The organism is Streptomyces sp. NPDC043876 (assembly GCF_056435825.1).
In genome coordinates this window covers 131,331-152,443 of record NZ_JBWKDV010000014.1, presented here as the reverse complement: position 1 = coordinate 152,443, position 21,113 = coordinate 131,331, and the positions used below count along the sequence as shown (strand labels likewise).

General features: G+C 72.8%; 27 protein-coding genes. 9 read left to right on the top strand and 18 right to left on the bottom strand.

The features are described from left to right. The first annotated feature begins 91 nt into the window (after nt 1-91). From AC0693_RS33925 to AC0693_RS33915, 3 genes are all read left to right on the top strand, one after another. Nucleotides 92-655, top strand: a complete 564-nt coding sequence (locus AC0693_RS33925) for a hypothetical protein (protein ID WP_478803898.1) — start codon at nt 92-94, stop codon at nt 653-655. Continuing rightward, nucleotides 652-1,287, top strand: a complete 636-nt coding sequence (locus AC0693_RS33920) for a DUF6875 domain-containing protein (protein ID WP_356407653.1) — start codon at nt 652-654, stop codon at nt 1,285-1,287. The genes AC0693_RS33925 and AC0693_RS33920 overlap by 4 nt, the downstream gene beginning before the upstream one ends. A gap of 160 nt (nt 1,288-1,447) precedes the next feature. Further along, nucleotides 1,448-1,963 (top strand): Uma2 family endonuclease, encoded by a 516-nt coding sequence (locus AC0693_RS33915; RefSeq protein WP_469319142.1) that lies wholly within the window; start codon nt 1,448-1,450, stop codon nt 1,961-1,963. A 30-nt stretch (nt 1,964-1,993) separates the two neighbouring features. Here AC0693_RS33915 and AC0693_RS33910 read toward each other — a convergent pair whose 3' ends face one another. Continuing rightward, nucleotides 1,994-2,380 (bottom strand): Imm32 family immunity protein, encoded by a 387-nt coding sequence (locus tag AC0693_RS33910; RefSeq protein WP_478803897.1) that lies wholly within the window; start codon nt 2,378-2,380, stop codon nt 1,994-1,996. Between the two features lie 300 nt (nt 2,381-2,680). On the opposite strand from AC0693_RS33910, the gene AC0693_RS33905 reads away from it, so the two are divergent. Then, nucleotides 2,681-3,091, top strand: a complete 411-nt coding sequence (locus tag AC0693_RS33905) for a VOC family protein (protein ID WP_469319144.1) — start codon at nt 2,681-2,683, stop codon at nt 3,089-3,091. Nucleotides 3,092-3,149: 58 nt separating this feature from the next. Here AC0693_RS33905 and AC0693_RS33900 read toward each other — a convergent pair whose 3' ends face one another. Continuing rightward, on the bottom strand, nt 3,150-3,662 hold the full coding sequence (locus tag AC0693_RS33900; protein WP_356407644.1) for a PadR family transcriptional regulator: 513 nt from the start codon (nt 3,660-3,662) through the stop codon (nt 3,150-3,152). Between the two features lie 102 nt (nt 3,663-3,764). On the opposite strand from AC0693_RS33900, the gene AC0693_RS33895 reads away from it, so the two are divergent. Next, entirely contained in the window at nt 3,765-4,316 is a 552-nt protein-coding gene (locus AC0693_RS33895; RefSeq protein ID WP_478803896.1) for a hypothetical protein, read from the top strand. 199 nt (nt 4,317-4,515) lie between these two features. Here AC0693_RS33895 and AC0693_RS33890 read toward each other — a convergent pair whose 3' ends face one another. Together AC0693_RS33890 and AC0693_RS33885 are read right to left on the bottom strand one after the other, a co-directional pair. Beyond that, nucleotides 4,516-4,683 carry a hypothetical protein gene (locus tag AC0693_RS33890; RefSeq protein WP_468470668.1) on the bottom strand — a complete coding sequence of 56 codons (168 nt, stop codon included), beginning with the start codon at nt 4,681-4,683 and terminating at the stop codon, nt 4,516-4,518. Then, the gene (locus AC0693_RS33885; RefSeq protein WP_478803895.1) at nt 4,680-4,910 is read right to left on the bottom strand and encodes a hypothetical protein; all 231 of its coding nucleotides are present in this window, start codon (nt 4,908-4,910) and stop codon (nt 4,680-4,682) included. Before AC0693_RS33885 ends, AC0693_RS33890 begins: the two co-directional genes overlap by 4 nt. A 194-nt stretch (nt 4,911-5,104) precedes the next feature. Between AC0693_RS33885 and AC0693_RS33880 the strand changes: the two genes are divergently transcribed. The 3 genes from AC0693_RS33880 to AC0693_RS33870 are packed head-to-tail and all read left to right on the top strand — an operon-like array spanning nt 5,105 to nt 6,737. Continuing rightward, a complete protein-coding gene (locus AC0693_RS33880; protein ID WP_469319147.1) occupies nt 5,105-5,362 on the top strand; it encodes a hypothetical protein in 258 nt (85 codons plus the stop codon). Then, nucleotides 5,337-5,855 (top strand): DUF6879 family protein, encoded by a 519-nt coding sequence (locus AC0693_RS33875; RefSeq protein ID WP_478803894.1) that lies wholly within the window; start codon nt 5,337-5,339, stop codon nt 5,853-5,855. The genes AC0693_RS33880 and AC0693_RS33875 overlap by 26 nt, the downstream gene beginning before the upstream one ends. Before the next feature lie 24 nt (nt 5,856-5,879). Beyond that, nucleotides 5,880-6,737, top strand: a complete 858-nt coding sequence (locus AC0693_RS33870) for a helix-turn-helix domain-containing protein (protein WP_478803893.1) — start codon at nt 5,880-5,882, stop codon at nt 6,735-6,737. Nucleotides 6,738-6,747: 10 nt separating this feature from the next. On the opposite strand, the gene AC0693_RS33865 is transcribed toward AC0693_RS33870, so the two are convergent. The 12 genes from AC0693_RS33865 to AC0693_RS33810 form a co-directional block, all read right to left on the bottom strand. Continuing rightward, the gene (locus AC0693_RS33865; protein ID WP_356407626.1) at nt 6,748-7,575 is read right to left on the bottom strand and encodes an alpha/beta hydrolase; all 828 of its coding nucleotides are present in this window, start codon (nt 7,573-7,575) and stop codon (nt 6,748-6,750) included. Then, on the bottom strand, nt 7,572-8,294 hold the full coding sequence (locus AC0693_RS33860; RefSeq protein WP_478803892.1) for a beta/alpha barrel domain-containing protein: 723 nt from the start codon (nt 8,292-8,294) through the stop codon (nt 7,572-7,574). Before AC0693_RS33860 ends, AC0693_RS33865 begins: the two co-directional genes overlap by 4 nt. Before the next feature lie 15 nt (nt 8,295-8,309). Further along, nucleotides 8,310-9,056 (bottom strand): phosphoribosylanthranilate isomerase, encoded by a 747-nt coding sequence (gene trpF / locus AC0693_RS33855; RefSeq protein WP_478803891.1) that lies wholly within the window; start codon nt 9,054-9,056, stop codon nt 8,310-8,312. After that, nucleotides 9,053-10,198 (bottom strand): acyl-CoA dehydrogenase family protein, encoded by a 1,146-nt coding sequence (locus AC0693_RS33850; RefSeq protein ID WP_356407617.1) that lies wholly within the window; start codon nt 10,196-10,198, stop codon nt 9,053-9,055. The genes trpF and AC0693_RS33850 overlap by 4 nt, the downstream gene beginning before the upstream one ends. A gap of 86 nt (nt 10,199-10,284) precedes the next feature. Continuing rightward, nucleotides 10,285-10,659, bottom strand: coding sequence for an ectoine synthase (locus AC0693_RS33845; RefSeq protein ID WP_330335463.1), 375 nt, complete (start codon nt 10,657-10,659; stop codon nt 10,285-10,287). Nucleotides 10,660-10,725: 66 nt separating this feature from the next. Continuing rightward, a complete protein-coding gene (gene trpA / locus AC0693_RS33840; RefSeq protein ID WP_478803890.1) occupies nt 10,726-11,613 on the bottom strand; it encodes a tryptophan synthase subunit alpha in 888 nt (295 codons plus the stop codon). Beyond that, a complete protein-coding gene (locus AC0693_RS33835; protein ID WP_468470681.1) occupies nt 11,606-12,661 on the bottom strand; it encodes a hypothetical protein in 1,056 nt (351 codons plus the stop codon). Before AC0693_RS33835 ends, trpA begins: the two co-directional genes overlap by 8 nt. 36 nt (nt 12,662-12,697) lie before the next feature. Next, complete coding sequence (locus AC0693_RS33830; protein WP_356407609.1) at nt 12,698-12,949, bottom strand: acyl carrier protein; 252 nt, start codon at nt 12,947-12,949, stop codon at nt 12,698-12,700. Next, nucleotides 12,946-14,526, bottom strand: a complete 1,581-nt coding sequence (locus AC0693_RS33825) for an AMP-binding protein (protein WP_478803889.1) — start codon at nt 14,524-14,526, stop codon at nt 12,946-12,948. Before AC0693_RS33825 ends, AC0693_RS33830 begins: the two co-directional genes overlap by 4 nt. After that, complete coding sequence (locus AC0693_RS33820) at nt 14,523-15,401, bottom strand: MaoC/PaaZ C-terminal domain-containing protein (protein ID WP_478803888.1); 879 nt, start codon at nt 15,399-15,401, stop codon at nt 14,523-14,525. The genes AC0693_RS33825 and AC0693_RS33820 overlap by 4 nt, the downstream gene beginning before the upstream one ends. Next, nucleotides 15,398-16,651 (bottom strand): beta-ketoacyl-[acyl-carrier-protein] synthase family protein, encoded by a 1,254-nt coding sequence (locus tag AC0693_RS33815; RefSeq protein ID WP_478803887.1) that lies wholly within the window; start codon nt 16,649-16,651, stop codon nt 15,398-15,400. The genes AC0693_RS33820 and AC0693_RS33815 overlap by 4 nt, the downstream gene beginning before the upstream one ends. Nucleotides 16,652-16,742: 91 nt before the next feature. Beyond that, complete coding sequence (locus AC0693_RS33810; RefSeq protein ID WP_356407597.1) at nt 16,743-17,954, bottom strand: aminotransferase class I/II-fold pyridoxal phosphate-dependent enzyme; 1,212 nt, start codon at nt 17,952-17,954, stop codon at nt 16,743-16,745. Between the two features lie 515 nt (nt 17,955-18,469). Here AC0693_RS33810 and AC0693_RS33805 point away from each other — a divergent pair. Continuing rightward, nucleotides 18,470-19,279, top strand: coding sequence for an AfsR/SARP family transcriptional regulator (locus AC0693_RS33805; protein WP_478803886.1), 810 nt, complete (start codon nt 18,470-18,472; stop codon nt 19,277-19,279). 91 nt (nt 19,280-19,370) lie between these two features. Here AC0693_RS33805 and AC0693_RS33800 read toward each other — a convergent pair whose 3' ends face one another. Beyond that, nucleotides 19,371-20,123 carry an SDR family NAD(P)-dependent oxidoreductase gene (locus tag AC0693_RS33800; protein WP_356407591.1) on the bottom strand — a complete coding sequence of 251 codons (753 nt, stop codon included), beginning with the start codon at nt 20,121-20,123 and terminating at the stop codon, nt 19,371-19,373. Further along, on the bottom strand, nt 20,120-21,106 hold the full coding sequence (locus AC0693_RS33795) for a 3-oxoacyl-ACP synthase III family protein (protein ID WP_330335473.1): 987 nt from the start codon (nt 21,104-21,106) through the stop codon (nt 20,120-20,122). Before AC0693_RS33795 ends, AC0693_RS33800 begins: the two co-directional genes overlap by 4 nt. Nucleotides 21,107-21,113 lie beyond the last annotated feature (7 nt).

The following is a 21,113-nucleotide window of genomic DNA, read 5'->3' as shown; positions in this document are numbered from 1 at the left end:
AGGACCACCCATGTCCCTGTCACCGTCACCGTTACCCTCTGCCCCGTTGACCGGGTCGACATCGATCCCACGGGCGTTGACCCTGTCGACGTTGACCCCGTCGACGGTCACCGACCTGTCCTCGCTGCTCGCCGCCGCGTTCCACGGGGACGCCCTGACCCGGTGGATGATCGCCGACGAGCGGGAGCGCGCCGAGCGGCTGCCCGGCTTCTTCAGCGCGTTCGTCGGCCTGTGCGCCGCGCACGGCGGGGTGCTCACCAGCCCGGACGGCGACGCCGTCCTCCTCTTCCTGCCGCCGGGCGCCGCGCCGGACGAGGCGCGGCTGGCGGAGGCCGCCGCGGCCCTCGGCCCGCACGCCCCAGCCCTGCACACCATCGCGGCGCTCCAGGACGAGCGCCATCCGCACGGACCGCCGCACTACTACATCGCCTTCGCGGCGGCCCGCGCGCACAGACAGCGGGACGGCCTGGTCTCCGCACTGGTGGGCCGGCTCGCGGCGCGCGCGGACGCCGAGGGCGTCGGCGTGTACACGGAGGCCAGCTCCCCCGGCGGCGAGGCGGCGAGCCGGCGCGCCGGATTCGAGCGGATGGGCCCGGAGATCGTCCTGCCGGAGGGCGGACCCGCCCTCCGGCCGATGTGGAGGGATGCCCGATGAGGGGCGACGACCTGATCATGTCGTGGACCTCGGGCGAGGTCGCCCGGGGCGAGGTCCCGGCGGAGCACCTCGGTCCGCTGATGCAAGTGCTCGGGTGGAGCCGGGAGTTCCTGGTCTCCAGCCACCCCGAGCTGGGCCGCACCGGCCCCGTGTGTCCGTACACCCAGCCCGCGCTGCGCAAGGACCTCTTCCACCTGGCGCTCCCGTCGGCGGACTGCGACGACCTCGCCTCGGCGGTCGACTCCCTGCGCACGCGGCACGCGGCGCTCTCGGAGCCGCTGTCCCCCGAGGACCGCGAACTGCTCACGATCCTCCTCGTCCTGCCGGGCTTCGACCCGACGGACTCGGTGGAGCTGGACGAGCTGCAGCGCAAGGCGAAGGACGAGTTCGTGGCGGAGGGCCTGATGATCGGCCAGTTCCACCCGGTGTGCGAGGAGCCCGGCCTCTACAACGAGTCGTTCCGCCCCCTGCGTTCCCCGCTCCCCCTCCTGGCGGTCCGCAAGCTCCTGGTCTTCGACCTCCCGTTCCTGGTCGGCGACGACCTCCACATGGACCACTACCTCCAGCGCTTCGCCCCGGCCATCCCGTCCCGCGTGCGGGACCAACTGGTCAGCCGGGTGGTGGCGGCCTGAGGGGTCCCTGCCAACGTCCTCTGGCGCCTCCTCCCCCTTGTCGGCGGGAGGAGGCGCCGGGGCGGGGTCGGCCGTTCGGGTGACGGAAGACCGTAAGGGCGGGTTGCGGGGGATCCGGGACCGGTAGCGTCTTGGGGACGGAGGAAGGGAGTACCGCCCGATGAGCACGGCACCGGTCGCGCAGCACGTCGTGGGCGATCGTGCGCAGCTCGTCGAGGGCGTCCTCGACCCCGCGCGCACAGTGTCCTGGGACCACGAAGCCGCCGCCGAGGTCATCCGCGACCAGATCAAACCCCGGGTCAGGGAGCTGGGCTGCGTCACGGGGTCCGGGAACCTCGACCTGCCCAAGTCCCAGAACTGGTACGTGCCCGACATCGCGGTGGTGCCGGTCGAGCTGGCCCGGGGCGGCGGGGCGCTCGTACCCGACCAGACGCTGCTCGTCGTCGAGGTGACCTCCGAGTCGAACGCCGAGACGGACCGGGTCGTCAAGCGCAGGCGGTACGCCGAGTACGGGGCGCCGCTGTACCTGCTCGTCGACCGCGTCGAGCGGAGCGTGAGCCTGTACTCCGAGCCGGGGCCGCTCGGTTACACCCGCGCGGACGGGCCGCACCCCTTCGGGGTCGGGGTGCGGCTGCCCGAGCCGTTCGGGATCGTGCTCGACACGTCGGGTCTCTAGGGAGCCGGCCAGGCACGGGGTCCGGGCGGCTCAGCGTCTCGGCATGCCTCCGTGCGGGCTGTTGATCACCAGCGACACGGAGCCTTCCGCGACGTAGGCGTGTTCGGGGTAGTGCTCGATGTGGAGGTGGCCTCCGTCGTCGGCGAGGGCCATGTCGCGCAGCTCGTCCGCGAGCACCTCACGCGATGCGGCGTCGCCGCTGATGACGAGGATCCGGCGTTCGGCGTCGTGCTGGACGAGCACGCCGGGGCCCGGGCTCCGCCTGACTTCGACCCCCGCCAGGGTGTTGCGGCCCGGCGCGGACGCGCAGTCGAGGAGCCCCTGGCCCCCGGCCACGGCGTCGGCCAGGCTGCTCAGTTCCCCCGCCGAGCCCGCGATGTCCACCATGTCGAAGAGGGGGTCGAAACCGAGTATCACGGGCGGTGCTCCTTGGGGCGGGGGTCCGGGGGCCCATGATGCCCGAGGGCCGGTCGGCCGCCCGCTGGGGGCTGGATCTGCCCGGCGGGGAACGGCGTTGCCCCGTGGCCCGTTGATCATTAGAGTCGGCCGGGTGACTGCCGGGTCGGCCTTGGGCCATGTACGAGTGGGGCTCCCGGCCTCGGGGTGATCCCGGGGCGGGCCAGAGCCCCGCCTCCCCTTTCCGTGTCTTCCTGACCGGCGCCGTTGCGCGGCGCCCCGCCCAGTGATGTCAAGACCAGACCGGAGAGACCCGTACCCATGTCCCAGCCCATGCCCACCCACGCGAGCGCCATCCGGCTCGACCACACCGTCGTCCACGCCAGGGACCGGCAGCTGTCGGCCGAGTTCCTCACCGCGGTCCTCGGCCTGACGGTGGGCGCGCCCTTCGGGCCGTTCCTGCCCGTCGACCTCGGCAACGGCGTGACGCTCGACTACTACGAGAAGCGCGACGAACCGATTCAGCCGCAGCACTACGCGTTCCTCGTCCCGGAGGAGCGGTTCGACGGCATGATCGCGCGCCTCCAGGCGGTCGGCGTCTCCTACTACGCCGACCCGCACCACACCGAACCGGCCCGGATCAACCGGCTGTTCGGCGGCCGCGGCGCGTACTTCGCCGACCCGGACGGCCACAACATGGAGATCATGACCCGGCCGTACGTGCGCCCGTAGGGGCGGGGCCGGGGGCCGGGGGTCCGGCCCCCGGCCCCGGCCCCGGCCCAGCACAAGGTCACCCGATCTGCTCGGCCGCCCACGCCGCCCACTCGCGGCGCATCGCGTTGAAGCGCAGGCCGTACTCCAGCGCGATCCTGCCGTTCACCGACAGCGGGTCGTCGCCCCAGTCGATGGAGCCGGCCAGGCGGCGCAGGGCCTCGTGCTCCTGTTCCGACAGCTCCATCAGCTCGGTGAGGTAGCCGCGCGCCTGGTCCGGCGTGATCACGTTGAGGAAGAAGACCCGCAGCAGGATGTCGCTGCGGGTGTTGCGCGTGGGCTTGATCTCCGTCAGCCAGTGGCGCAGCTCCGCCAGGCCCTCGGCGGTGAGGGTGTACTCCTTGCGGCCGCGCGGGCCCTGGGCCGAGACGCTGATCAGCCCGTTGTCGGCGAGCTTGGAAAGCTCTGTGTACATCTGGCTCTGCGTGGCGGGCCAGACGTTGGCCAGGGAGGTCTCGAAGCGCTTCAGCAGGTCGTAACCGCTGGCGGGGCGCTCTGACAGGAGGCCGAGGAGGGCGTGTCGAAGGCTCATGCCACCACCTTACCTTCCATTCTTGACATGTCGAGGGTGGATCTTCTAGTTTCGACATGTCAGAACAGGAACGTTGAGAACGTCAGCAGCCGGGGGCCTTCGATGTCGTACGTACGCACCTTCCTTCCGTGGATCGTCTTCGCGCTGGTCCCGTCCGCCCAGTGGCAGTGGGGCGCGCTCGCCGGCCTGCTGGTGGCGGTGGCCGTGATCGCCCAGCAGCGGCGGACGGGCGCCGGCTACGACGCGCTGATCATGGAGGCCGGATCGGCCGTCTTCTTCGCGGTCCTGGCCGCCGTCGCCTTCGCGGACCCCCACTCGGCCGTCCACGCCTACTCGGCGGCGCTCTCCTCGGCCACGCTGGCGCTCATCGCCGGAGTCTCGCTGCTGGTGGGCAAGCCGTTCACGCTCGGCATCGCCAAGCGCACCACCCCGCCCGAGGTCTGGAACCTCAAGCCCTTCGTCCGCATCAACGTGGTCATCACCACCGCCTGGACCGCCGCCTTCGCCGCGACGGCCGGCGCCCTCGCGGCCTTCGCCCACGCCGGCCAGGGCCACTCCACTGCGGCGACGCTCGTCCAGGCCGCCGGATTCGTGGTCCCCATGCTCTTCACGGTGCACTACGTCGCCACGGCGCAGGCCAAGGCCCGCGGCTGAGCCGGGAGTTGAGCCCGGGGCCCCGCCCCGGGCCGGCGAGCCGAGGCCGACCCACCGCTGCCACCCACCTCGGTTCCGGCACCAACTTCGGCACAAACGTTCCCCTCTCCTTCGAGTGACCCGGTGAGGTGACCACCCGGACGGCGCCGCGCGGCGCCGTCCGGGTCTTCCGCGTCCCGCCCCGAGCGGGGCCTCGCGCTCAACCCGCCCCCGGCACCGCCCGGGCCGGCTTGCAGGCCGGATCGCGGATGTCGTGGGCCCAGTCGGAGGGCCGGGCGCCCGAGGCGGAGTGCCGGATGAACTCCTGGCCACCGGCCCGGATCGGCCGGTCGCACACCGCGCAGATCCGCCCCTCCAGGGCGCTCACAACCCCTCCAGCGTGCCGGGCGCCGCCGTGAACTCCAGCCCGGCCGCGTCCCGTACGTACGCGGTGCAGGTGTACCGCGCCACCCCGCCGACCGACCCCAGCGGCTCCCGGACCACGGCCATCAGCTCCCCCTCCCGCAGCGACCCCGGATCCCGCACCCGCCGCCGCAACAACGGGTGGTCGAGGTGTTCGAACGCCCCTTGGGCCGTGCCTTCGCGTACGTCCATCCTGGTGCTCCCTGCCGTTGTCAGAGGGTGGTGACACCAGGGTGGAGAAGCTTCGTGGCCGGCCACCAGCGATGTGCAGATCTGTGCACACATCTCATCTGCCAGTGGATCAGGGCGCCTTGATGCCTTGACGGTCCCCGCTTCAGCCACGACGGTGATGCACAGGAGTGCACAGGCCGATACGGGAGGCTGACATGGCGTTGGTGTTCATCGGGATCGATCCCAGCACCGGGGACAAGCAGAGCCCGACGGTGTGGGCCGACCTGGAGCACGCGGAACTCGTGCTCCAGGGATGGAAGCCGGGCTCGGAACTGGAAGCGGAGTGCGCTGCCACCGAAATCCCCGGTCACGCCAAGGGCATCCCCGAGGGGGAGGCCGTGATCAGGATCCCCGCCCGCATGCTGAACATCGTCCGGGAGGCCTGCGATGCCCTCGACGCCCACGTTCGATGAGCTGATGGCGCGCAGTACGCAGGCCGTGCATCTGGAGATGCGCGACGCGTACGCGGTCGACTACGAGGTGGGACCCTTCGCGGACTGGCGCGAGGGTTTCCGGCACGATCCGAACGACAGGGGTTCCTGGTGGCGGCCTTGGCTGGACCTGGTCGCCGAGACGGTGAGCCGTGGCGCGGCCATCCGCAGGGCCCGGATCGTGTCCGAACCGGTCAGCGAGTACACCCGCTTCCTCTACGACGGGACGTTCACCAACATCGCGGCCGGTGAGAGCGTGCGCTGGCTCCCCCGCCGCCGCGCTTCCGACATCGCCCTGCCCGGCAACGACTTCTGGCTGTTCGACGGCGAATGGGTCCATTGGAACCACTTCGCCGGTAACGGGTCGTGGACGGGCGAGGAGATCACCGACGACCCGGTTTCGGCGCAGCTGTGCGCCCGGGCGTTCGAAGCGGTGTGGGCCAGAGCCGTACCCCACGACGAGTACAAGATCTGACGGACAGGACCGGTCTCACAGCGCATGCCCATCTCCCCCTCGTCCTCTGCCCAGGCCGCACGCCGAGCCGTCGCCGCACGGCTGCGCGACCTCCGAAAGGGTGCGGGGCTGACCCTTGCCGCATTGGCGGGCGCCTGCGGCTGGCACCATTCCAAAACGTCCCGCATCGAGAACGCCCGCACCGCACCGTCCGCCCGGGACATACGGCTGTGGTGCCGCGCTTGCGGGGTGCCGGACGAGGCTTCCGATTTGGTCGCGCAGTCCATGAACGCCGAGTCCCTGTACGACGAATGGCGCCACCAGGTCCAAGGCGGCCTGAAGCGGCTCCAGGAGTCGTGGGTCCAGTTCTTCCAGGAGACCCGGCTCTTTCGGATCTACTCCTCCACCCTGGTCCCGGGCCTGCTCCAGACCGAGGGATACGCGACCGGGCTGCTCGGCACGATCGCCCAGTTCCGCGGGTACCCCGACGGCGGGCTGGAAGCCGCGCGTGCCCGCGTCGACCGGTCCCGGGTCATCCATGACCGGGGCCGCCGCGCCGTCCTGGTCGTGGAGGAAGCCGCACTGCACTACCGCATGGGCGATCCGGACGCGATGGCGGCCCAGCTCGGGCACCTGCTCACCGCGGGTGCCCTGCCTGGCGTCTCACTCGGCGTGATCCCGGCGTCGGTGGACCGGCGCTCGATGTGGCCCGTGGAGACCTTCCACGTCTACGACGACACGCTCGTGTCCGTGGAACTGCTGTCCGCCCAAGTGAACATCACGCAGCCCTCGGAGATCGCCCTCTATCTGAAGGCGTTCCAGCAGTTGCGGGCGATGGCCGTGTACGGCGCGGAGGCGCGGGCGATGGTGGTCCGCGCGATCGAGGCGCTGGACCGGGGGTGAGGGCACCCGCTCAGCGGGTCAGGAGGCATTCCTCCAGGAAGGCCAGGACGCGCAGGTGGTAGGCGGTGGCGGTGTGGCCCAGGCTGATGTTGTGGCCCGCGGCGCGGAGGTGGTCCAGGGTGACCGCGGGGGACGCCGTCAGGCGGGCGGTCATGGCGGTCAGGGTGGCCGGGGAGAGGTCCCACCAGGCCTCGTGCTGCGCGAAGGTGAGGCGGACGGGGATGCGGACCTCCGGGGCCAGGGTCTCGAACTGGCGCGGCCACCACATCGTCTCCGCCGACTCCCGCGGCGGGGTCGGGGCCAGGAGGGCGCGGCTGGCCTGGAAGGTGCCGCGCGGGTAGAGGCCGAGCGGGCCCCAGTTGAGCTTGGTGGCGCCGCCGCCCAGGGTGGACGGGAAGTGCAGGGCCCCGGGGTCGTAGTGGTAGCCGACGCCGGAGGCGTCCAGGCCGAGCAGGGGCGGGGTGTCCGCGTCCCCGGCGGCCGTGTGCAGGGCGACCTTGCCGCCGTCGGAGTGGCCGAGCAGGAAGACCCCGGCGCCGACGTCGTGCGTACGGGCGTGCTCCTTGAGGGCGGCCCGGAGGGTCTCGGCCTGGTCGGCCAGGTTCTGGCCCTCGGGGAGGTAGCGCGCGGAGCCGCCGTAGCCGGGGCGGTCCACGGCCAGGACGGCGTGGCCAAGGCGGGTGGCCAGCGGGGTGAAGGCGTCCCAGTACCCGGCGCTCATGCCCCGCCCGTGGATGGCCAGGACGGTGGAGCGCGGCGCGCCGTCCGGCGGGAGGGTGAAGTGGGCGGAGAGCGGGATCCCGGCTCCGGTGAGGGTGTGCGCCGTGGCCGTGTTCATCGGAGCGCCAGGCCGGTGCGGGCGCCGGTCACCGCGTCCATCCACCCGATCGGGGAGCGGGTGCGCAGGAGCGAGGTGCCGACGAGGAGGCCCGCGAAGCCCGCGTCGAGGAGGCTCGCGGCGGTGGCGGGGCCGTTGATGCCGCTGGCGCTGACCGGCGCGGGGGTGCCGCTCGCGCGGAGCGCCGGGAGCAGGTCCAGGCTGCGGTGCGGGTCGCCGGCGCCGCGTTCGCGGGTCTTGATGTCCTTGTTGTTGACCGCGATCACGCAGTCCTCGGGGTGGTGGACCCCGTCGAGTTCGGCCTCGGTGGTGATCTCGACGAAGGGGGTGAGTCCGGCCAGCAGGCACTCGGTGACCAGGGTGCGCATGCTGGACGCGGGCAGCAGGGCCGCCGTGAGCAGGACCGCGGAGGCGCCCAGTTCCTTCGCCGTGCGGATCTGGTCCTTGCGGGTGATGAAGTCCTTCTGGAGCAGCGGCAGGTCGGTCATCGCGGCGACGTCGCGGAGCAGGGCGGGCGAGCCGCCGAACCAGCGGCCGGTGACCACCGAGATGCAGGGGGCGCCCGCGCTCTCGTACGCGCCGACGATCGCGGCCGGGGTGCGGCCGCCGAGGAGGTCGTAGCCGTGCGCGTCGCGCCGCTTGACCTCCATCACCACGGGGGTCGGTGAAGCCAGGAGGGCCTCGAGAAAAGGGAAGCCGGTCCGGTTCTGCTTCGTCATCGCGACAGCTCCATGTCAAGAGGAGGCGGGAAGGAGGGGGCCCGTGCGCCAGGCGCGGGCCAGGGCGGCGATCTCCGGGACGCCGAAGGCGCCGGTGGCGCGGTCGCGGGCCGCGGTGTCCACGTCGATCCCCCGGAAGCCGGGGTGGCGCACGACCTCGCCGTAGGCGGGCCGGTTGGCCGCGTCCAGGCCGCCGGCCAGCAGGAACGGGCGGTTCAGGCGGGGCAGCAGGGCCAGGACGTCGGCGGGGTCGAGGGTGCGGCCGGTGGAGCCGATCCGGCCGTCCGCGGTGGCGGTGTCGAGGAGGAAGAGGTCCGTCCCGGCGCGTTCGTAGGCTCCGATGAGAGGGCGCTCGACGCAGCCGCCCCCGCCCGGGGCCACGTGCAGCACCTTGACGATCCCGACCTCGGCCGGGAGGGCCGCGCGCAGCGCCCGTACGACGGCGGGCGGCTGGTAGGCGTGGAGCTGGATCCAGCCGACCCCCGTACGGCGGGCCAGGTCCGTCAGTTCCCCGGCGTCGGCCAGGAAGGTGACCAGGACCGGCAGCAGGCCGGCCGAGCGGGTGGCCGCCGCGAGGGCGGCCAGCGCGTCCCGGTCCAGTTCGCGGGGGCCGCCGGGTACGCCGTGCCAGAGCCCGACGCAGTCCGCCCCGGCGGCCGCCGCGGCCTCGACGTCCCCCGCCGCCGTGGCCCCGCAGACCTTGAGCAGGGTCCCGGTCGGCGGGACGGGGGCGCGGGCGGATACGGGGGCCTCGGTGGTCATTTGCCGAGGCCCAGCATCGAGGCGATGCGGTTGTACTGGATCTCGTTCGTGCCGGAGTAGATCGTGCCGCCCACGGCGTTGCGGACGTCGACCTCCAGCCCGTACTCGGCCATGTAGCCGTGGCCGCCGAAGATCTGCACGGCGGTGAGGCTGGTGGCGAGGTTGCTCTCGCTCGTGACGAGTTTGGAGATGGCGAGGTCGACGGTGATGTTCTCGCCCGCCTCCAGCTTCTCACCCGTGTCGTAGAGCCACTTGCGGGCGGTCTCCAGCTGGATCTTCGTGTCGACGATCTTGTTGGCGATGGACTGGTACGAGCCGATCGACTTGCCGAAGGACCTGCGCGTCTTCGCGTACTCGACGCACCGGTCGAGGCGGTGCTGCATCTCGCCGACGTTGACGATGAAGGAGTAGAGGATCTCCCGTTTCATCACGTGGTCCAGGACCATGAAGCCGCCGCCCACCCGGCCGAGGACCGCCGTCTTCGGGACGCGCACGTCGTCGAAGAACAGCTCGCAGAGCGGGGAGGTGCGCAGCCCCATCTTCTTCAGCGGCTTGCCGGCGGTGATGCCGGGGGTGTCCCGGTCCACCAGGAAGGCGGTGGTGCCCAGCGGTCCGCCGTCGGGGTGGGTGCGGGCGTAGACCACGATGACGTCCGCGACGGGCCCGTTGCTGACGAAGACCTTGCTGCCGTTGATGACGAAGTCGTCGCCGTCGCGGACCGCCCGGGTCGTCATCGCCATGGCGTCCGATCCGCCCTCGGCCTCGGTGATGGCGTGGGCGCCGATCGCCTCGCCGGAGGCGATCAGGGGCAGGTAGCGCTCCTTCTGGTCGGGGGTGCCGAACTGCTGGACGGGGATTCCGGTCGAGCAGATCGAGGTGGTGACGGAGAAGCTGAGGCCGGAGTCCCGGTTGTACTCGCCGAGCCCTTCCAGCACGTACATGGTGGTCAGGACGGACTGGCCGAGGCCGCCGTAGCGTTCCTCGAAGGGCAGGGAGAGGATTCCGGTCTTCTGGACGAGCTTCCACTTGTCCTCGGAGAAGGCGGACTTCTCGTCGAGTTCGAGGTGGTCTGCGCTGAGGGCGTCCCCCCACCGCTCCAGGCCCTCGCGCAGATCTGCCTGGTCGGAGTTCCAACGGATCACGACGGACCCCTTTTGAATAGTGGTGTGGCTTGCTGTGGCCGGGCCGCCCGCGGGCCGGGTGACGGGCGCGGGCGGCGCCGGGGGATTCAGTACGCCGAGGAGCTGTGGGCGTCGAGGTTGTGCACTTCGTTGCCGCGCAGGGCGGGCGAGAAGACGCAGACCAGGCGCAGGTCCTCGTCGGGGCTCGCGACCAGGAAGTGGGCGTCGTGCTGGTCGAGGGCGTACATCCGGCCGGGGACGATCTCGTGCGAGGTGCCGTCGAGTTCGATGACCTCGCCGGAGCCGGCGATGCAGTAGCAGGCTTCCAGGTGGTTGACGTACTCCAGGCGGGACTTGGTGCCGGCCAGCACGACCGTGTCGGTCAGCGTGTAGCCGAGGCCGTCCTCGGCGAGGAGGAAGCGGCGGCTCAGGCCGTTGCCCCACTCGACGGTCTTCACGGACTCGATGTCACGAACGATCATGGCGAACTCCCGATGTGTGAGGGCGAGCGGAGGGTGGGGACGGGGGTGGTGCGGGTGGTGTGGCGGTCAGGCGGGTACGGCCGCCGGCAGGACCGAGCGGACGAAGGCGCGGAAGGCTTCGGGCACGTCGCGCCCGTCCCGCTGGGCGGCTTCCACGGCGGCCACCGCGGCGGAGCCGATGATCGCGGCGTCGGCGCCACTGGCCCCGACGGCTTCCACGTCCTGGCGGGTGCTGACCCCGAAGCCGACGGCGATCGGGGAGTCGGTGTGCGCCCGCAGGCCGGTGACGGTCTCGGCGAGCGCGGCGTGGCCGGTGGCGGGCGCGGTGCCGCTGCGGCCGTAGTGGGCGACGAGGTACAGGTAGGCCGAGGCGGCGGCGGCCGCCTGCGCCCGGGTCGCGTCGGGGCTGCTGGTGTAGCAGGTGGTGACCACCGGGAGGCCGGCCGCCGCGGCCGACTCCAGGTGCTCCGCGCGCAGCCGGGGCGGCAGGGCGTGGACGAGGAGTCCGTCGGCGCCACTGGCGGCGATCTCGCGGGTGACGGCGCCGAGGTCGCGGTCCGCCAGGGAGTACCGCCAGTCGGCGAGCAGGGCGATCCGGGTGTGGCGCAGGTGCGGCCGTACGTCCGCCACGAAGGCGAGTACGTCGTCCAGCGCGGCCCCGCCCGCCTCCAGCGCCCGGCGCGCCGAGCGCCGTATGACGGGGCCGTCGGTGACCGAGTCCGGGAAGGGCACGGCCAGTTCGAGGCAGTCCGCGCCCTCCTCGTCCAGCATCAGGACGAGGTCGCGCAGGACCGGGAGCGGGGGGTCGCCCGCGTTGAGGAAGAGGGCGAGCCCGGGGGCCCCGCCGGGTGTCCGGCGCCCCGGGAAGAAGGGCGCGAGGCCGGTGGCGGGCGCGGCGGCCGCCGGGGGCGTCGCGGACTCCGCGGGCGTCGCGTACTTCGTGGGCTCAGGCACGGGACACCGCCGGGGTGCGCCGCGCCGGGCCGGGCTTGGGGGCGGCGGCCAGGCGCTCGGCCAGATCCCGGGCGGCGCCGGAGAGGATCGCGCCCTGGGCCAGGGCGACCGCGGAGGGCCAGTCCCGGCGGGTGCCCTCGGCCACCAGCAGGGCCGCGGCCCCGAGGGCGACCGTACGACTGGCCACCGCCCCCGCCGTGCCGGAGAGCACGGACAGGAAGTGCGAGACGGCGTCGGCCGGGTCGGCCGCGGGCCTCAGGTCCCCGAAGGAGCCTTCGCCCGGGGTGAGTTCGCCGGGTCTGATGATCCGGGTCATGGCACGCTCCCCGTAGACGGTGTTGGTGGCGAAGGGCAGCAGTTCGTCCGCACCGGTGTCGTTGGCGGTGAGCCGGATCCGCCGGGTGAGGGTGGAGGCGGCCAGCTGCCGCAGGGTCTCCAGCGGCGCCGCGGACGAGACCCCGGTGATCTGGGCGGCGACCGGCAGGTCGGCGAGGAAGGGCCCGAGCGCGTTCAGGAAGCGGCCGAAGGGCTTCATGCTCAGCGGGGCCACGGTCCGCGCCAGCCGGGTCAGCTGCGCCGGGTAGACGAAGGGCCCGGCGAAGGCGATCCCGTACCGGGCGAGGGTGTCCTCGGTCTCGGCGTAGGAGGAGGTGAGGCGGACCCCGAGCCGTTCCAGCAGGTCGACGGAGCCGAGCGAGCTGGTGTAGGCCCGGGAGCCGGTCTTGACGACCTTCACCCCGGCGGCCGCGGCGACGAACGCCGAGGCGGTGGAGATGTTGAAGGTGCGCGGGCCGCCGCCGGTGCCGACGACGTTGACGGTGCCCTCCCAGGGGCCCGTCACCGTCGTGGGCGGGCGGCGCTCGGCGAGCGAGTCGAGCAGGTGGCGCAGGGTGTCGTGGTCGGGGAGCCGGCTGGTCAGCGAGGCCAGCAGGCCGACGACCTGGGCGCTGTCGAGGCCGCCGTCGCCCAGCAGGTCCCACCAGGAACCCCAGGTGTCGCGCCCGATCGGGGCCCGCTGTTCCAGCAGGCCGGTGAGTGCCTCGTGCACGTCGCTCCCCCTCCCTCGTCCCTCTCGGTGGTTGGCTCAGGCCGCCGCGCGGGCGTCGGCGATGAAGTGGTCGATCGCCTCCACGCTGCGGAAGTTGTTCGGGTCGAGGTCGGCGTCGCCGACGGCCAGCTCGAAGCGGTCCTCGACCCAGGCGATCAGCTTGAGGACGCCGAGGCTGTCGATGACCCCGTCGTTGAGGAGGTCGTGGTCGACGGGCAGTTCGGTGGGGGCGGTGCCCGGGAGGAACTCGCTGATGACGAAGTGCTTGATGGTGTCGACGTTGCTCATGACGGGATTCCTTCGGCGAGAGGTGCGGGAACGGGGTCGGACGCGGCGGCGGGTGCGGTGAGCGGAGCGGCCGCGGTGATCGGGGTCAGGTGGTCGAGCGCCTTGCGGTCGATCTTTCCGGTGGCGGTCCTGGGCAGCGGCTCGTCGGTGAGCGTGAGCTGCGTGGGGACGGCGTTGCGGGGCAGGTGCCGGGCGCAGTGCGCCCGCAGGGCGAGGACGGTGAGGGTGGAGCCGGGGGCCCGCTGGACGCCGGCGACGAGCTTCTTGCCGGCGATCGGGTCGGGCCGGGCGCTGACGCCCGCCTCCAGGACCTCGGGGTGCTCCTGGAGGACCCGTTCGATCTCGGCGGTGTTGACGGCGACCCCGCGCACCTTGACCTGGAAGTCGGTGCGGCCGGTCAGGTGCAGGGTGCCGTCGGCGTCGCGCCGTACGAGGTCCCCGCTGCGGAACCAGCGGCGGTCGTCCAGGCCGAGCGGGTGCCCGGTGAACTTGTCGGCGTGCCGGGTCCGGTCGAGGTAGCCGCGGGTCTGGAAGGGGGTGGAGACGTACAGCTCCCCGCTTCCGGCGCCTTCGACGACCGCGCCGGTGTCCGGGTCCAGGACCAGGGCGTGCACCCCGGGGAGCGGGCGGCCGATGGGGACGGGCGGGAAGGACGTGGCGGAGGTGTCGACCTCGTGGACGAAGCTGTCGTTGGTCTCGGTGCAGCCGTAGATGTTGTGGATGCGGGCCTTGGGGAAGAGCGTCGGCAGGGCGGCGAAGGTGCGGTCCGCGATGGCGTCGCCCGTGAACATCACGTGCTCGACGGTCTCGAAGGTGAAGCCGGTTTTCGCGGCCGCGTCCTGGAGCAGTCCGAAGGCCATCGGGACGGCCTGGACGACGTGCACCTCGTGCCGGTCGACCAGGTCGAGCAGGTGCCGGCCGTGGGCGGCCAGCGCCGGGTCGACGAGGACGGTCCGGCCGCCGCGCGCCAGCGTGGTCCACACGTCCAGCAGGCAGAGGTCGAAGTTGAGGGGCGCGTAGTTCAGGACGGTCCGGTCGGGGCCGATCTCGAAGGCGGCGCCCGCCCAGCCGATGAAGCGGTCGACCTCGTCCCGGCCCAGCGGGACGATCTTCGGCAGGCTGGTCGAGCCGGAGGTGGTGAGCATGAAGGCCACCTCGGCGGCCTCCTCGGCGGGCAGCGGCTGGACCGCCACGTCCGGGCTGGGCGCCACCCGGGCGCTCTGCCCGCCCGGGGCCAGTACGTGCGTACACCCGGCCTGGGCGAAGAGATCGGCGAGCAGGCCGTCCGCGAGCGCGGGGGACGGCAGCATCACCGGTCGGCGGGCGAGCAGGCAGGCCAGTACGAGGGCCACGGCCGCCGGGGACTTGTCGGCGAGGACGCCGACGGGCTCCCCGGGGGCGAGGGCGAGGTGCGCCAGGCGGTCGCGTTCGCGGCCGGCGAGGTCGTACAGCTCGCGGTAGGTGGTTTCGGCCCCGTTGAAGACGAGGGCGGTGGCGTGCGGCCGGTCGTGGACCTGGGTCAGGAATCCGGCGACGAGGCCGGGTGCGGGGCTCTGTGCGGGGCTCTGTGCGTTCACGGCAGTTCACCTCCTTCCGGGGACGGGGCCGGGGCCGGTCCCGCGAACTCGATCCAGCCGCTCTTGACGGCCGCGCCCTGGGGCGTCTTGCAGGTGAAGCGGACGACCCGGGCCTCGGCGTCGGGCTGCAGGACGATGTCCAGCGGGACGCCGGGCGGCACGGGGGCCGAGAAGCGGCAGCCGAGGCCGCGCACCCGGGCGGCGTCGCCGCCGGCGAAGCGGTCCACGGCTTCCTCGACGGCGAGGGCGACCACGCTCATGCCGTGCGCGATGACCCCGTCGAAACCGGCCGCGCGGGCGGCCTCCGAGTCCAGGTGGATGGGGTTGAGGTCGCCGGAGGCGTGGGCGTACGTACGGATCCGGTCGGCGGTCAGCTCGTGCGTCACGGTCTGCGGCGGGCCCGCGCCGAGCGGGGCGGGGGCGGCGGATCCGCCGGCGATGTCACCGAAGGGCTCCAGCAGGGTGGCGCCCACCAGCAGGGCGGAGATGACCAGTTCCGCGAAGGGCTCGGGCCCGCTCGTCCCCGCGCCGCGGCCGGTCAGCCGCACCTTCAGCGCGATCCGGGCGCCGCGCGCCTCCTTGCGCACCCCGAGGACCTCCAGGCGTACGGTCACCTCCTCGCCGGGGCGGACCGGGCGCAGCACGCGGATGTCCTGGCCGAGGTGGACCACGGAGACCGGGCCGGGCTCGGCGGCGGTCAGCTCGGCCACCGTCCGCTCGGCGACGGTGTGGGCGAGGACGAAGGGGTGGACGGGCGAGGCCTGGCCGGGGGCCGCGGGGGCCAGGCCGGGCCGGGCGGCGGCCCGGTAGCCGGTGACGTCGGCCTCGGTGACGGTCAGGGTGCGGACGGGGGCGGGCAGGGCGAGGAGCGTCATACCGGCATCACCACCACGGAGGAGTTGTGGCCGCCGAACCCGAAGGAGTTCGTGAGCGCGGGCCCCGGCCGGACGGCGCGCGGCGCGCGGTGGACGACGTCGATGTCCATTCCTGGCTCCAGCTGTTCGAGATTGGCGGTGGGCGGCACCTCGCAGTGCCGCATGGCCTGCACGGTGGCGATGAGCTCGACGGCGCCGGCGGCGCCGATGAGGTGGCCGATGACGGACTTGGGAGCGGTGACGGGGGGCTGCGCGGTGCCGAACACCTTGGTGAGGGCGGCGGCCTCGGAGCGGTCGTTGTACGGGGTGGAGGTGCCGTGCGCGTTGACGTGCACGATGTCGGCGGCGTCCAGACCCGCGTCCGCGATGGCCCCGGCCATGGCGGCGGCGGCTCCGGCGCCGTCGGGCAGCGGCATCGCCAGGTGGTGGGCGTCGGCGGTGGCGGCGTACCCGGCGACCAGCCCGTAGGTCTTCGCGCCGCGGGCCCGGGCGTCGTCGAGGCGCTCCAGGACGACGAACCCGGCGCCCTCCCCCATCACGAAGCCGTCGCGGTCCACGTCGAAGGGGCGCGAGGCGTGCTCGGGGTCGTCGTTGCGCAGCGAGACGGCGTTGAGGTTGCCGAACCCGGCCAGGGTGACCGGGGTGAGCGTGTGCTCGCAGCCCCCGGCGAGGACGAGGTCGGCGCGGCCGGTCTGGAGCAGCATCAGGGCGTGGCCGATGGCATCGGCGCCGCTGGCGCAGGTGTTGGCGACGGTGAGGGCGGGTCCGGTCCAGCCGAGCCGGATGGCGATGTGGGCGGCGGCCGCGTTGGGCATGGTCATCAGCGGCATGAGCGGGTTGACCCGGGCCGGTCCGGACTCCGTGTAGTGGGCGGACTCCCGGTCGCTGGTGGCGCGGCCGCCGACGGCGTTGCCGACGACGATGGCGGTGCGGCCGGCCTCGGCGGTGGGTGACCCGGCGTCGCGGTGGGCGGCGAGGGCGGCGGCCGTGCCGTAGTGGGCGAAGGGGTCCATCCGGCGGGCCTCCTTGGCGGGGACCAGGCCGGCCAGTTCCTCCAGGCCGCGGACGCGGCAGCCGATGCGGACCCGGTGGCGGCCGAGATCGAGGTGGGTCAGCTCGGCCGCGGTGGACCGGCCGGCCCGCAGCGTGCTCCACAGCTCGTCCGGGGTGCACCCGCCGGGGGTGACCACGCCCATGCCGGTGATGGCGACGGGCGGCTGCGCCGAACTGCCCCTGGACGGTCCAGGCATGTCTCTCCTCGGTGGCGGGTGTGCGGAAGGCGGGTGAGCGGAAAGCGGGTGAGCCGAAGGCGGTAGCGGCCGGGGCCGGGGCGAGAGGGGCTCAGATGATCCGGCACTCGCGGGCGGAGGCGATGAAGGCCTCGGCGGCGAAGTCGATGTCCGCCTTGGTGTGGGCGGCGGTGATGGCGATCCGCAGCCGCGCCAGGTCGTTGGGGACGGCCGGGGTGACCACCGGGAGGCCGATGACCCCGTTCTTGCGGCAGACGGTCGCGTAGTCGTAGGCGGCCTCGTCGGACCCGGCGATGATCGGGACGACGGCGGTCTCGCTGTCCACCGTGCTCATCCCGGCGTCGTGGAGCATGCCGCGGAAGCGGGCCGACTCCTGCTGGATGAACTCCACCCGCTCCGGCTCGCGCTGCAGGATCCGCAGGGACTCCAGGGCGGCCGCGGCCTGGGCCGGGCCGAGGGCGGCGGAGAAGAGGAAGGGGCGGGCGGCGTACTTCAGGTGGTGGACCAGCTCGGCGGAGCCGGCGACCCAACCGCCCATGGAGGGGATGGCCTTGGAGAGGGTGCCGAGCTTGATGTCGACCTTCACCTCGTGGTCGAAGTGCTCCTCGATGCCCTTGCCGGTGGCGCCGATGACACCGAGCGCGTGGGCCTCGTCGACCATCAGGAGCGCGTTGTGGGCGTCGCAGACCTTGCGCAGCTCCACCAGGGGGGCGATGTCGCCGTCCATGGAGTAGACGCTGTCGACGATGACGAGGCGGACCCCGGTGTCGGGGGCGGCGGCCAGCCGGCGCTCCAGGTGCGCCACGTCGTTGTGGCGGAAACGGGTGACGGTGGCGCCGGAGAGCTTGCAGCCGTCGACGATGCTGGCGTGGTCGTACTTGTCGATGAAGACGGTGTCGCCGGGGCCGACGATGGCGCCGACGGTGCCCACGTTCGCCGCGTAGCCGGAGCCGAAGACGAGGGCCTTCTCGCGGCCCGCGAACCGGGCGACCTCCGCCTCCAGTTCCTCGTGCAGCGGGGTCGAGCCGGCCAGCGCGCGGACCCCGTGGTTGCCGGTGCCGTAGCGGTCCACGGCGGCCTTGGCGGCCGAAACCACCCGTTCGTCGCCGGCGAGCCCGAGGTAGCTGTAGCCGGACATCATCAGCAGCCGCCGGCCGTCCTGGTCGGCGTAGGCCGAGTCCCGCTCCACCGTGTATGCGACGAAGCTGTTCTTGCGGTCGGGCTCGTACTCCAGGGACCGTACGCGGTCCCGGAAGTACGCCAGCTTCGGCTCCAGGCGCTCCCAGGCGGCGGATGCGTTCACGTGCTTCTCCTCGTCGTGACGTCCGGCGGACCCGGAACTCCATCGACGCCCCGCCGTCGTTCCGGCCGGGCTCTAGTGGAATTCCATTAAGGCGTCCGGGCGCAATGGCGACGCAACAGCGGAAGTCGAGCGCGGCGATATCGGGGCGCGAGCGGCGCTCCAGTCGCGCACCGGCCGTTCACGAGCGGCCCGCCACCGGTCCGCCAGTGGGGCTCGAATTCCGGAAAGCCGGTCCTCCACCCCGCTTCGACCTGGCATTTCATTCGCGAAGGAATGTTTTCGGGGCTCTGTTGACACGTGGAGAAGGCCCGAAGGTATCTTCGAACCGCACGCGAACCTGGGGGACACGGCCGGAAGTCGACCGTTTCGGAGAGTGCATAGTGCTGATCAGACTCGTAGGCCTTGTCACGATCGAACCGGACGGAGCCCCGCCACAGCACCTCTCCAGCGCTCAGGCGCAAGTGGCGTTCGCCCGTCTCCTCCTCGAACGCAGCGGAGGCACGGAGCGTGACCAGTTGGCTGAAACCGTATGGCCCGAGGGGCTGCCCGACACCTGGGCCTCGGCGCTGCGCAGCGTCGTGAGCCGCGTACGGACCTTCGTCACCACCCCGCAGGACCAGCCCGGCGTGACGCCCCTGGTCGCGCAGGGCGGCCGGTACGTCCTGCGGCTCCCCGAGGACGCCGCCGTGGACGTGGAGTGCGCGGAGACGGCGGTGGCGGAGGCGGCCGAGGCGTACGCGGAGGGGGCGTACGCGGTGGCGCAGCAGCTGGCCGCGGGCGCGGTCTCTAACCTGCGCGGGTCGTTCCTGCCCTCGCACGAGGGGGACTGGGTCAACGCGGTGCGCGAGCAGCTGGAGGAGCTGCGCCTGAAGGCACTGGAGACGGCGAGCCTGTCCTCCTCGGCACTGGGCGACCAGCACCACGCCCTGCGCTACGCCGAGGAGGCGGTGCGGCGGGCTCCGTTCCGCGAGAGCGCGTACCGCTGCCGGATGGCGGCGCACACCCGGGCCGGCAACCGCGCGGAGGCGCTGCGCAGCTACCAGCAGCTGCGCGAGGTGCTGGCGGAGGAGCTGGGGATAGACCCGGCGCCGGAGACGGAGGCGGCGTACCTGGAGCTGCTGCGCACGCCGGAGCCGCGGCGCACCGTGCGGCCGTTCGCGGTCCTGGACCCGTTCCTCATGGGCATGTTCGAGGTGGACCGGGCGGCGGCGCCGCAGCCGTGCTCCCTGTCGGACCACGGCTGCGTGACGCACCCGACGGCGGCCCGCCCGGCCGCTTCACACCCGGCGGCGGCCCGCCCGGCCGCCTCGCACCCGGCGGCGTAGGGACGTCCCTCCCCCGCGCGGGGCCCGTACGCGCGGCGGCCCCGGCCCCCCTGGGAAGGGGGGCCGGGGCCGTCTTGCCGCCCGGGCCGGGTCAGGTGATCGACACGCCGCTGTCGATGCTGATGACCTGGCCGGTCATGCAGTCCTGGTCCAGGAAGAGGCCCGCACTGCGCGCGACCTCCTCGACCGTCACGAACCGCGGGATCGGGGCCTTGTCCTCCATGCCCTCGATCACCCGGTCCGGGAGGTCCTTCGTCATCCCCGTGATCATGAACCCCGGGGACAGCGCGTTCACCGTGACGCCGCGCCGGCCGCACTCCGACGCGAGCGTGCGGGTGAACCCGATCAGGCCCGCCTTGGACGCCGAGTACGCCGTCTGCCCGGCCGTCGCGATGATGCCCGACGGGGAGACGATGTTGATCACCCGGCCCCAGCGCTGGCGCAGCATGGCCGGGACCGAGGCCCGGGCCGTGTGGAAGGAACCGATCAGGTTGGTCTGGATGACCTGCGCCCAGTCCGCCGGGTTCTGCATCGCCATGAGGCCGTCCTTGCGGATGGCCCCGTTGTTGACGAGTACGTCGACGGGCCCGAGCCCGGCGGAGATCTCGGCGTAGATCCCCTGGACCGCCTCCCACGAGCCGACGTCTCCCGTGACCAGGACGGACGGGTTGGTCAGCTTCTCCTGGACCGCGACCGCCGCGTCGCGCGAGCTGTTGTAGTGCACCGCGACCCGGCAGCCCAGGGCGTCCAGCTCCAGGGCCAGCGCCTGGCCGAGGCCGCCGGAGGCGCCGGTGACGAGCGCGACCGGGGATTCGGGCCGCTGGCCCGCACTCTTGTTGCTCATGCTGCCGCACCGCCCCATTCCATCAGGATCGAACCCCATGTCATGCCGGCGCCGAACCCGGCCAGCAGGACCTTGTCACCGGCCTTGATCCGGCCCTCGTCGAGGGCCTCGGCCAGCGCGATCGGGATGGAACCCGACGCCGTGTTGCCGTACTTCTGGAGGTTGGTGATCAGCGCCTCCTGGCGCAGCCCGGTGTGGGACATGATCGAGTTGATGATCCGGATGTTCGCCTGGTGGGGCACCACGTGGTCCACGTCGGCCGCGTCCACCTTGGCGCTCTCCAGCGTCTCGCGGACCGTACGGACGGTGTAGCGGACGGCGTTGAGGTAGATCTCGTTGCCGTTGATCTGCGCGTAGTGCAGGCCCGCGTCCAGCGTCTCCTGGGTGGTCGGCATCCGGCTGCCGCCCGCGAGCACCTTGAGGGATCCGGTGCAGGAGCCGTCGGCGCCCAGGTTCCAGGCCTTGACCCGGTTCTCCGGGCCGGCCTGGAGGACGACCGCGCCGGCGCCGTCGCCGACCAGGATGGACAGGTCCCGGTCGGCCGGGTTGGCCGTCAGGGTGTGGGTGTCGGAGCCGATCAGCAGGATCGGCCGCGGGTCGATCGCGATGAGCGCCATCGCGGAGACGAGCCCGTAGACGAAGCCGGCGCACTCCGAGTTGACGTCGTGCGCGCTCCCGGCGATGCCGAGTTCGTGGTGGACGAACGCGGAGGTCGCCGGGGACGGCTGTTCCGGTGTCGCCGTGGCGACGATGAGGTGGGCGATGTCGGCGCCGGTGAGGCCCGCCTTGTCCAGGGCGCGCCGGCCGGCCTCGACGGCCAGGGAGACGGTCGTCTGCCCCGGGTCCACCGCCCGCCGCTCACGGATCCCGCAGCGGCTGACGACCCAGTGCTCGTCCACGCCGAAGCGCTCCGCGAGTTCCGCACTGGTGACGACGCGCTCGGGTACGGACATGCCCCACCCGGTGATGTCGAAGCCGGTCACGTGGTTC

Excerpts from the sequence above, each read along its gene's own strand:
- AC0693_RS33920 (WP_356407653.1), top strand. The coding sequence starts at position 652 with ATGAGGGGCGACGACCTGATCATGTCGTGGACCTCGGGCGAGGTCGCC.
- AC0693_RS33915 (WP_469319142.1), top strand. The coding sequence starts at position 1,448 with ATGAGCACGGCACCGGTCGCGCAGCACGTCGTGGGCGATCGTGCGCAG.
- AC0693_RS33905 (WP_469319144.1), top strand. The coding sequence starts at position 2,681 with ATGTCCCAGCCCATGCCCACCCACGCGAGCGCCATCCGGCTCGACCAC.
- AC0693_RS33900 (WP_356407644.1), bottom strand. The coding sequence starts at position 3,662 with ATGAGCCTTCGACACGCCCTCCTCGGCCTCCTGTCAGAGCGCCCCGCC.
- AC0693_RS33895 (WP_478803896.1), top strand. The coding sequence starts at position 3,765 with ATGTCGTACGTACGCACCTTCCTTCCGTGGATCGTCTTCGCGCTGGTC.
- AC0693_RS33885 (WP_478803895.1), bottom strand. The coding sequence starts at position 4,910 with ATGGACGTACGCGAAGGCACGGCCCAAGGGGCGTTCGAACACCTCGAC.
- AC0693_RS33880 (WP_469319147.1), top strand. The coding sequence starts at position 5,105 with ATGGCGTTGGTGTTCATCGGGATCGATCCCAGCACCGGGGACAAGCAG.
- AC0693_RS33875 (WP_478803894.1), top strand. The coding sequence starts at position 5,337 with ATGCCCTCGACGCCCACGTTCGATGAGCTGATGGCGCGCAGTACGCAG.
- AC0693_RS33870 (WP_478803893.1), top strand. The coding sequence starts at position 5,880 with ATGCCCATCTCCCCCTCGTCCTCTGCCCAGGCCGCACGCCGAGCCGTC.
- AC0693_RS33865 (WP_356407626.1), bottom strand. The coding sequence starts at position 7,575 with ATGAACACGGCCACGGCGCACACCCTCACCGGAGCCGGGATCCCGCTC.
- AC0693_RS33860 (WP_478803892.1), bottom strand. The coding sequence starts at position 8,294 with ATGACGAAGCAGAACCGGACCGGCTTCCCTTTTCTCGAGGCCCTCCTG.
- trpF (WP_478803891.1), bottom strand. The coding sequence starts at position 9,056 with ATGACCACCGAGGCCCCCGTATCCGCCCGCGCCCCCGTCCCGCCGACC.
- AC0693_RS33845 (WP_330335463.1), bottom strand. The coding sequence starts at position 10,659 with ATGATCGTTCGTGACATCGAGTCCGTGAAGACCGTCGAGTGGGGCAAC.
- AC0693_RS33830 (WP_356407609.1), bottom strand. The coding sequence starts at position 12,949 with ATGAGCAACGTCGACACCATCAAGCACTTCGTCATCAGCGAGTTCCTC.
- AC0693_RS33820 (WP_478803888.1), bottom strand. The coding sequence starts at position 15,401 with ATGACGCTCCTCGCCCTGCCCGCCCCCGTCCGCACCCTGACCGTCACC.
- AC0693_RS33815 (WP_478803887.1), bottom strand. The coding sequence starts at position 16,651 with ATGCCTGGACCGTCCAGGGGCAGTTCGGCGCAGCCGCCCGTCGCCATC.
- AC0693_RS33800 (WP_356407591.1), bottom strand. The coding sequence starts at position 20,123 with ATGAGCAACAAGAGTGCGGGCCAGCGGCCCGAATCCCCGGTCGCGCTC.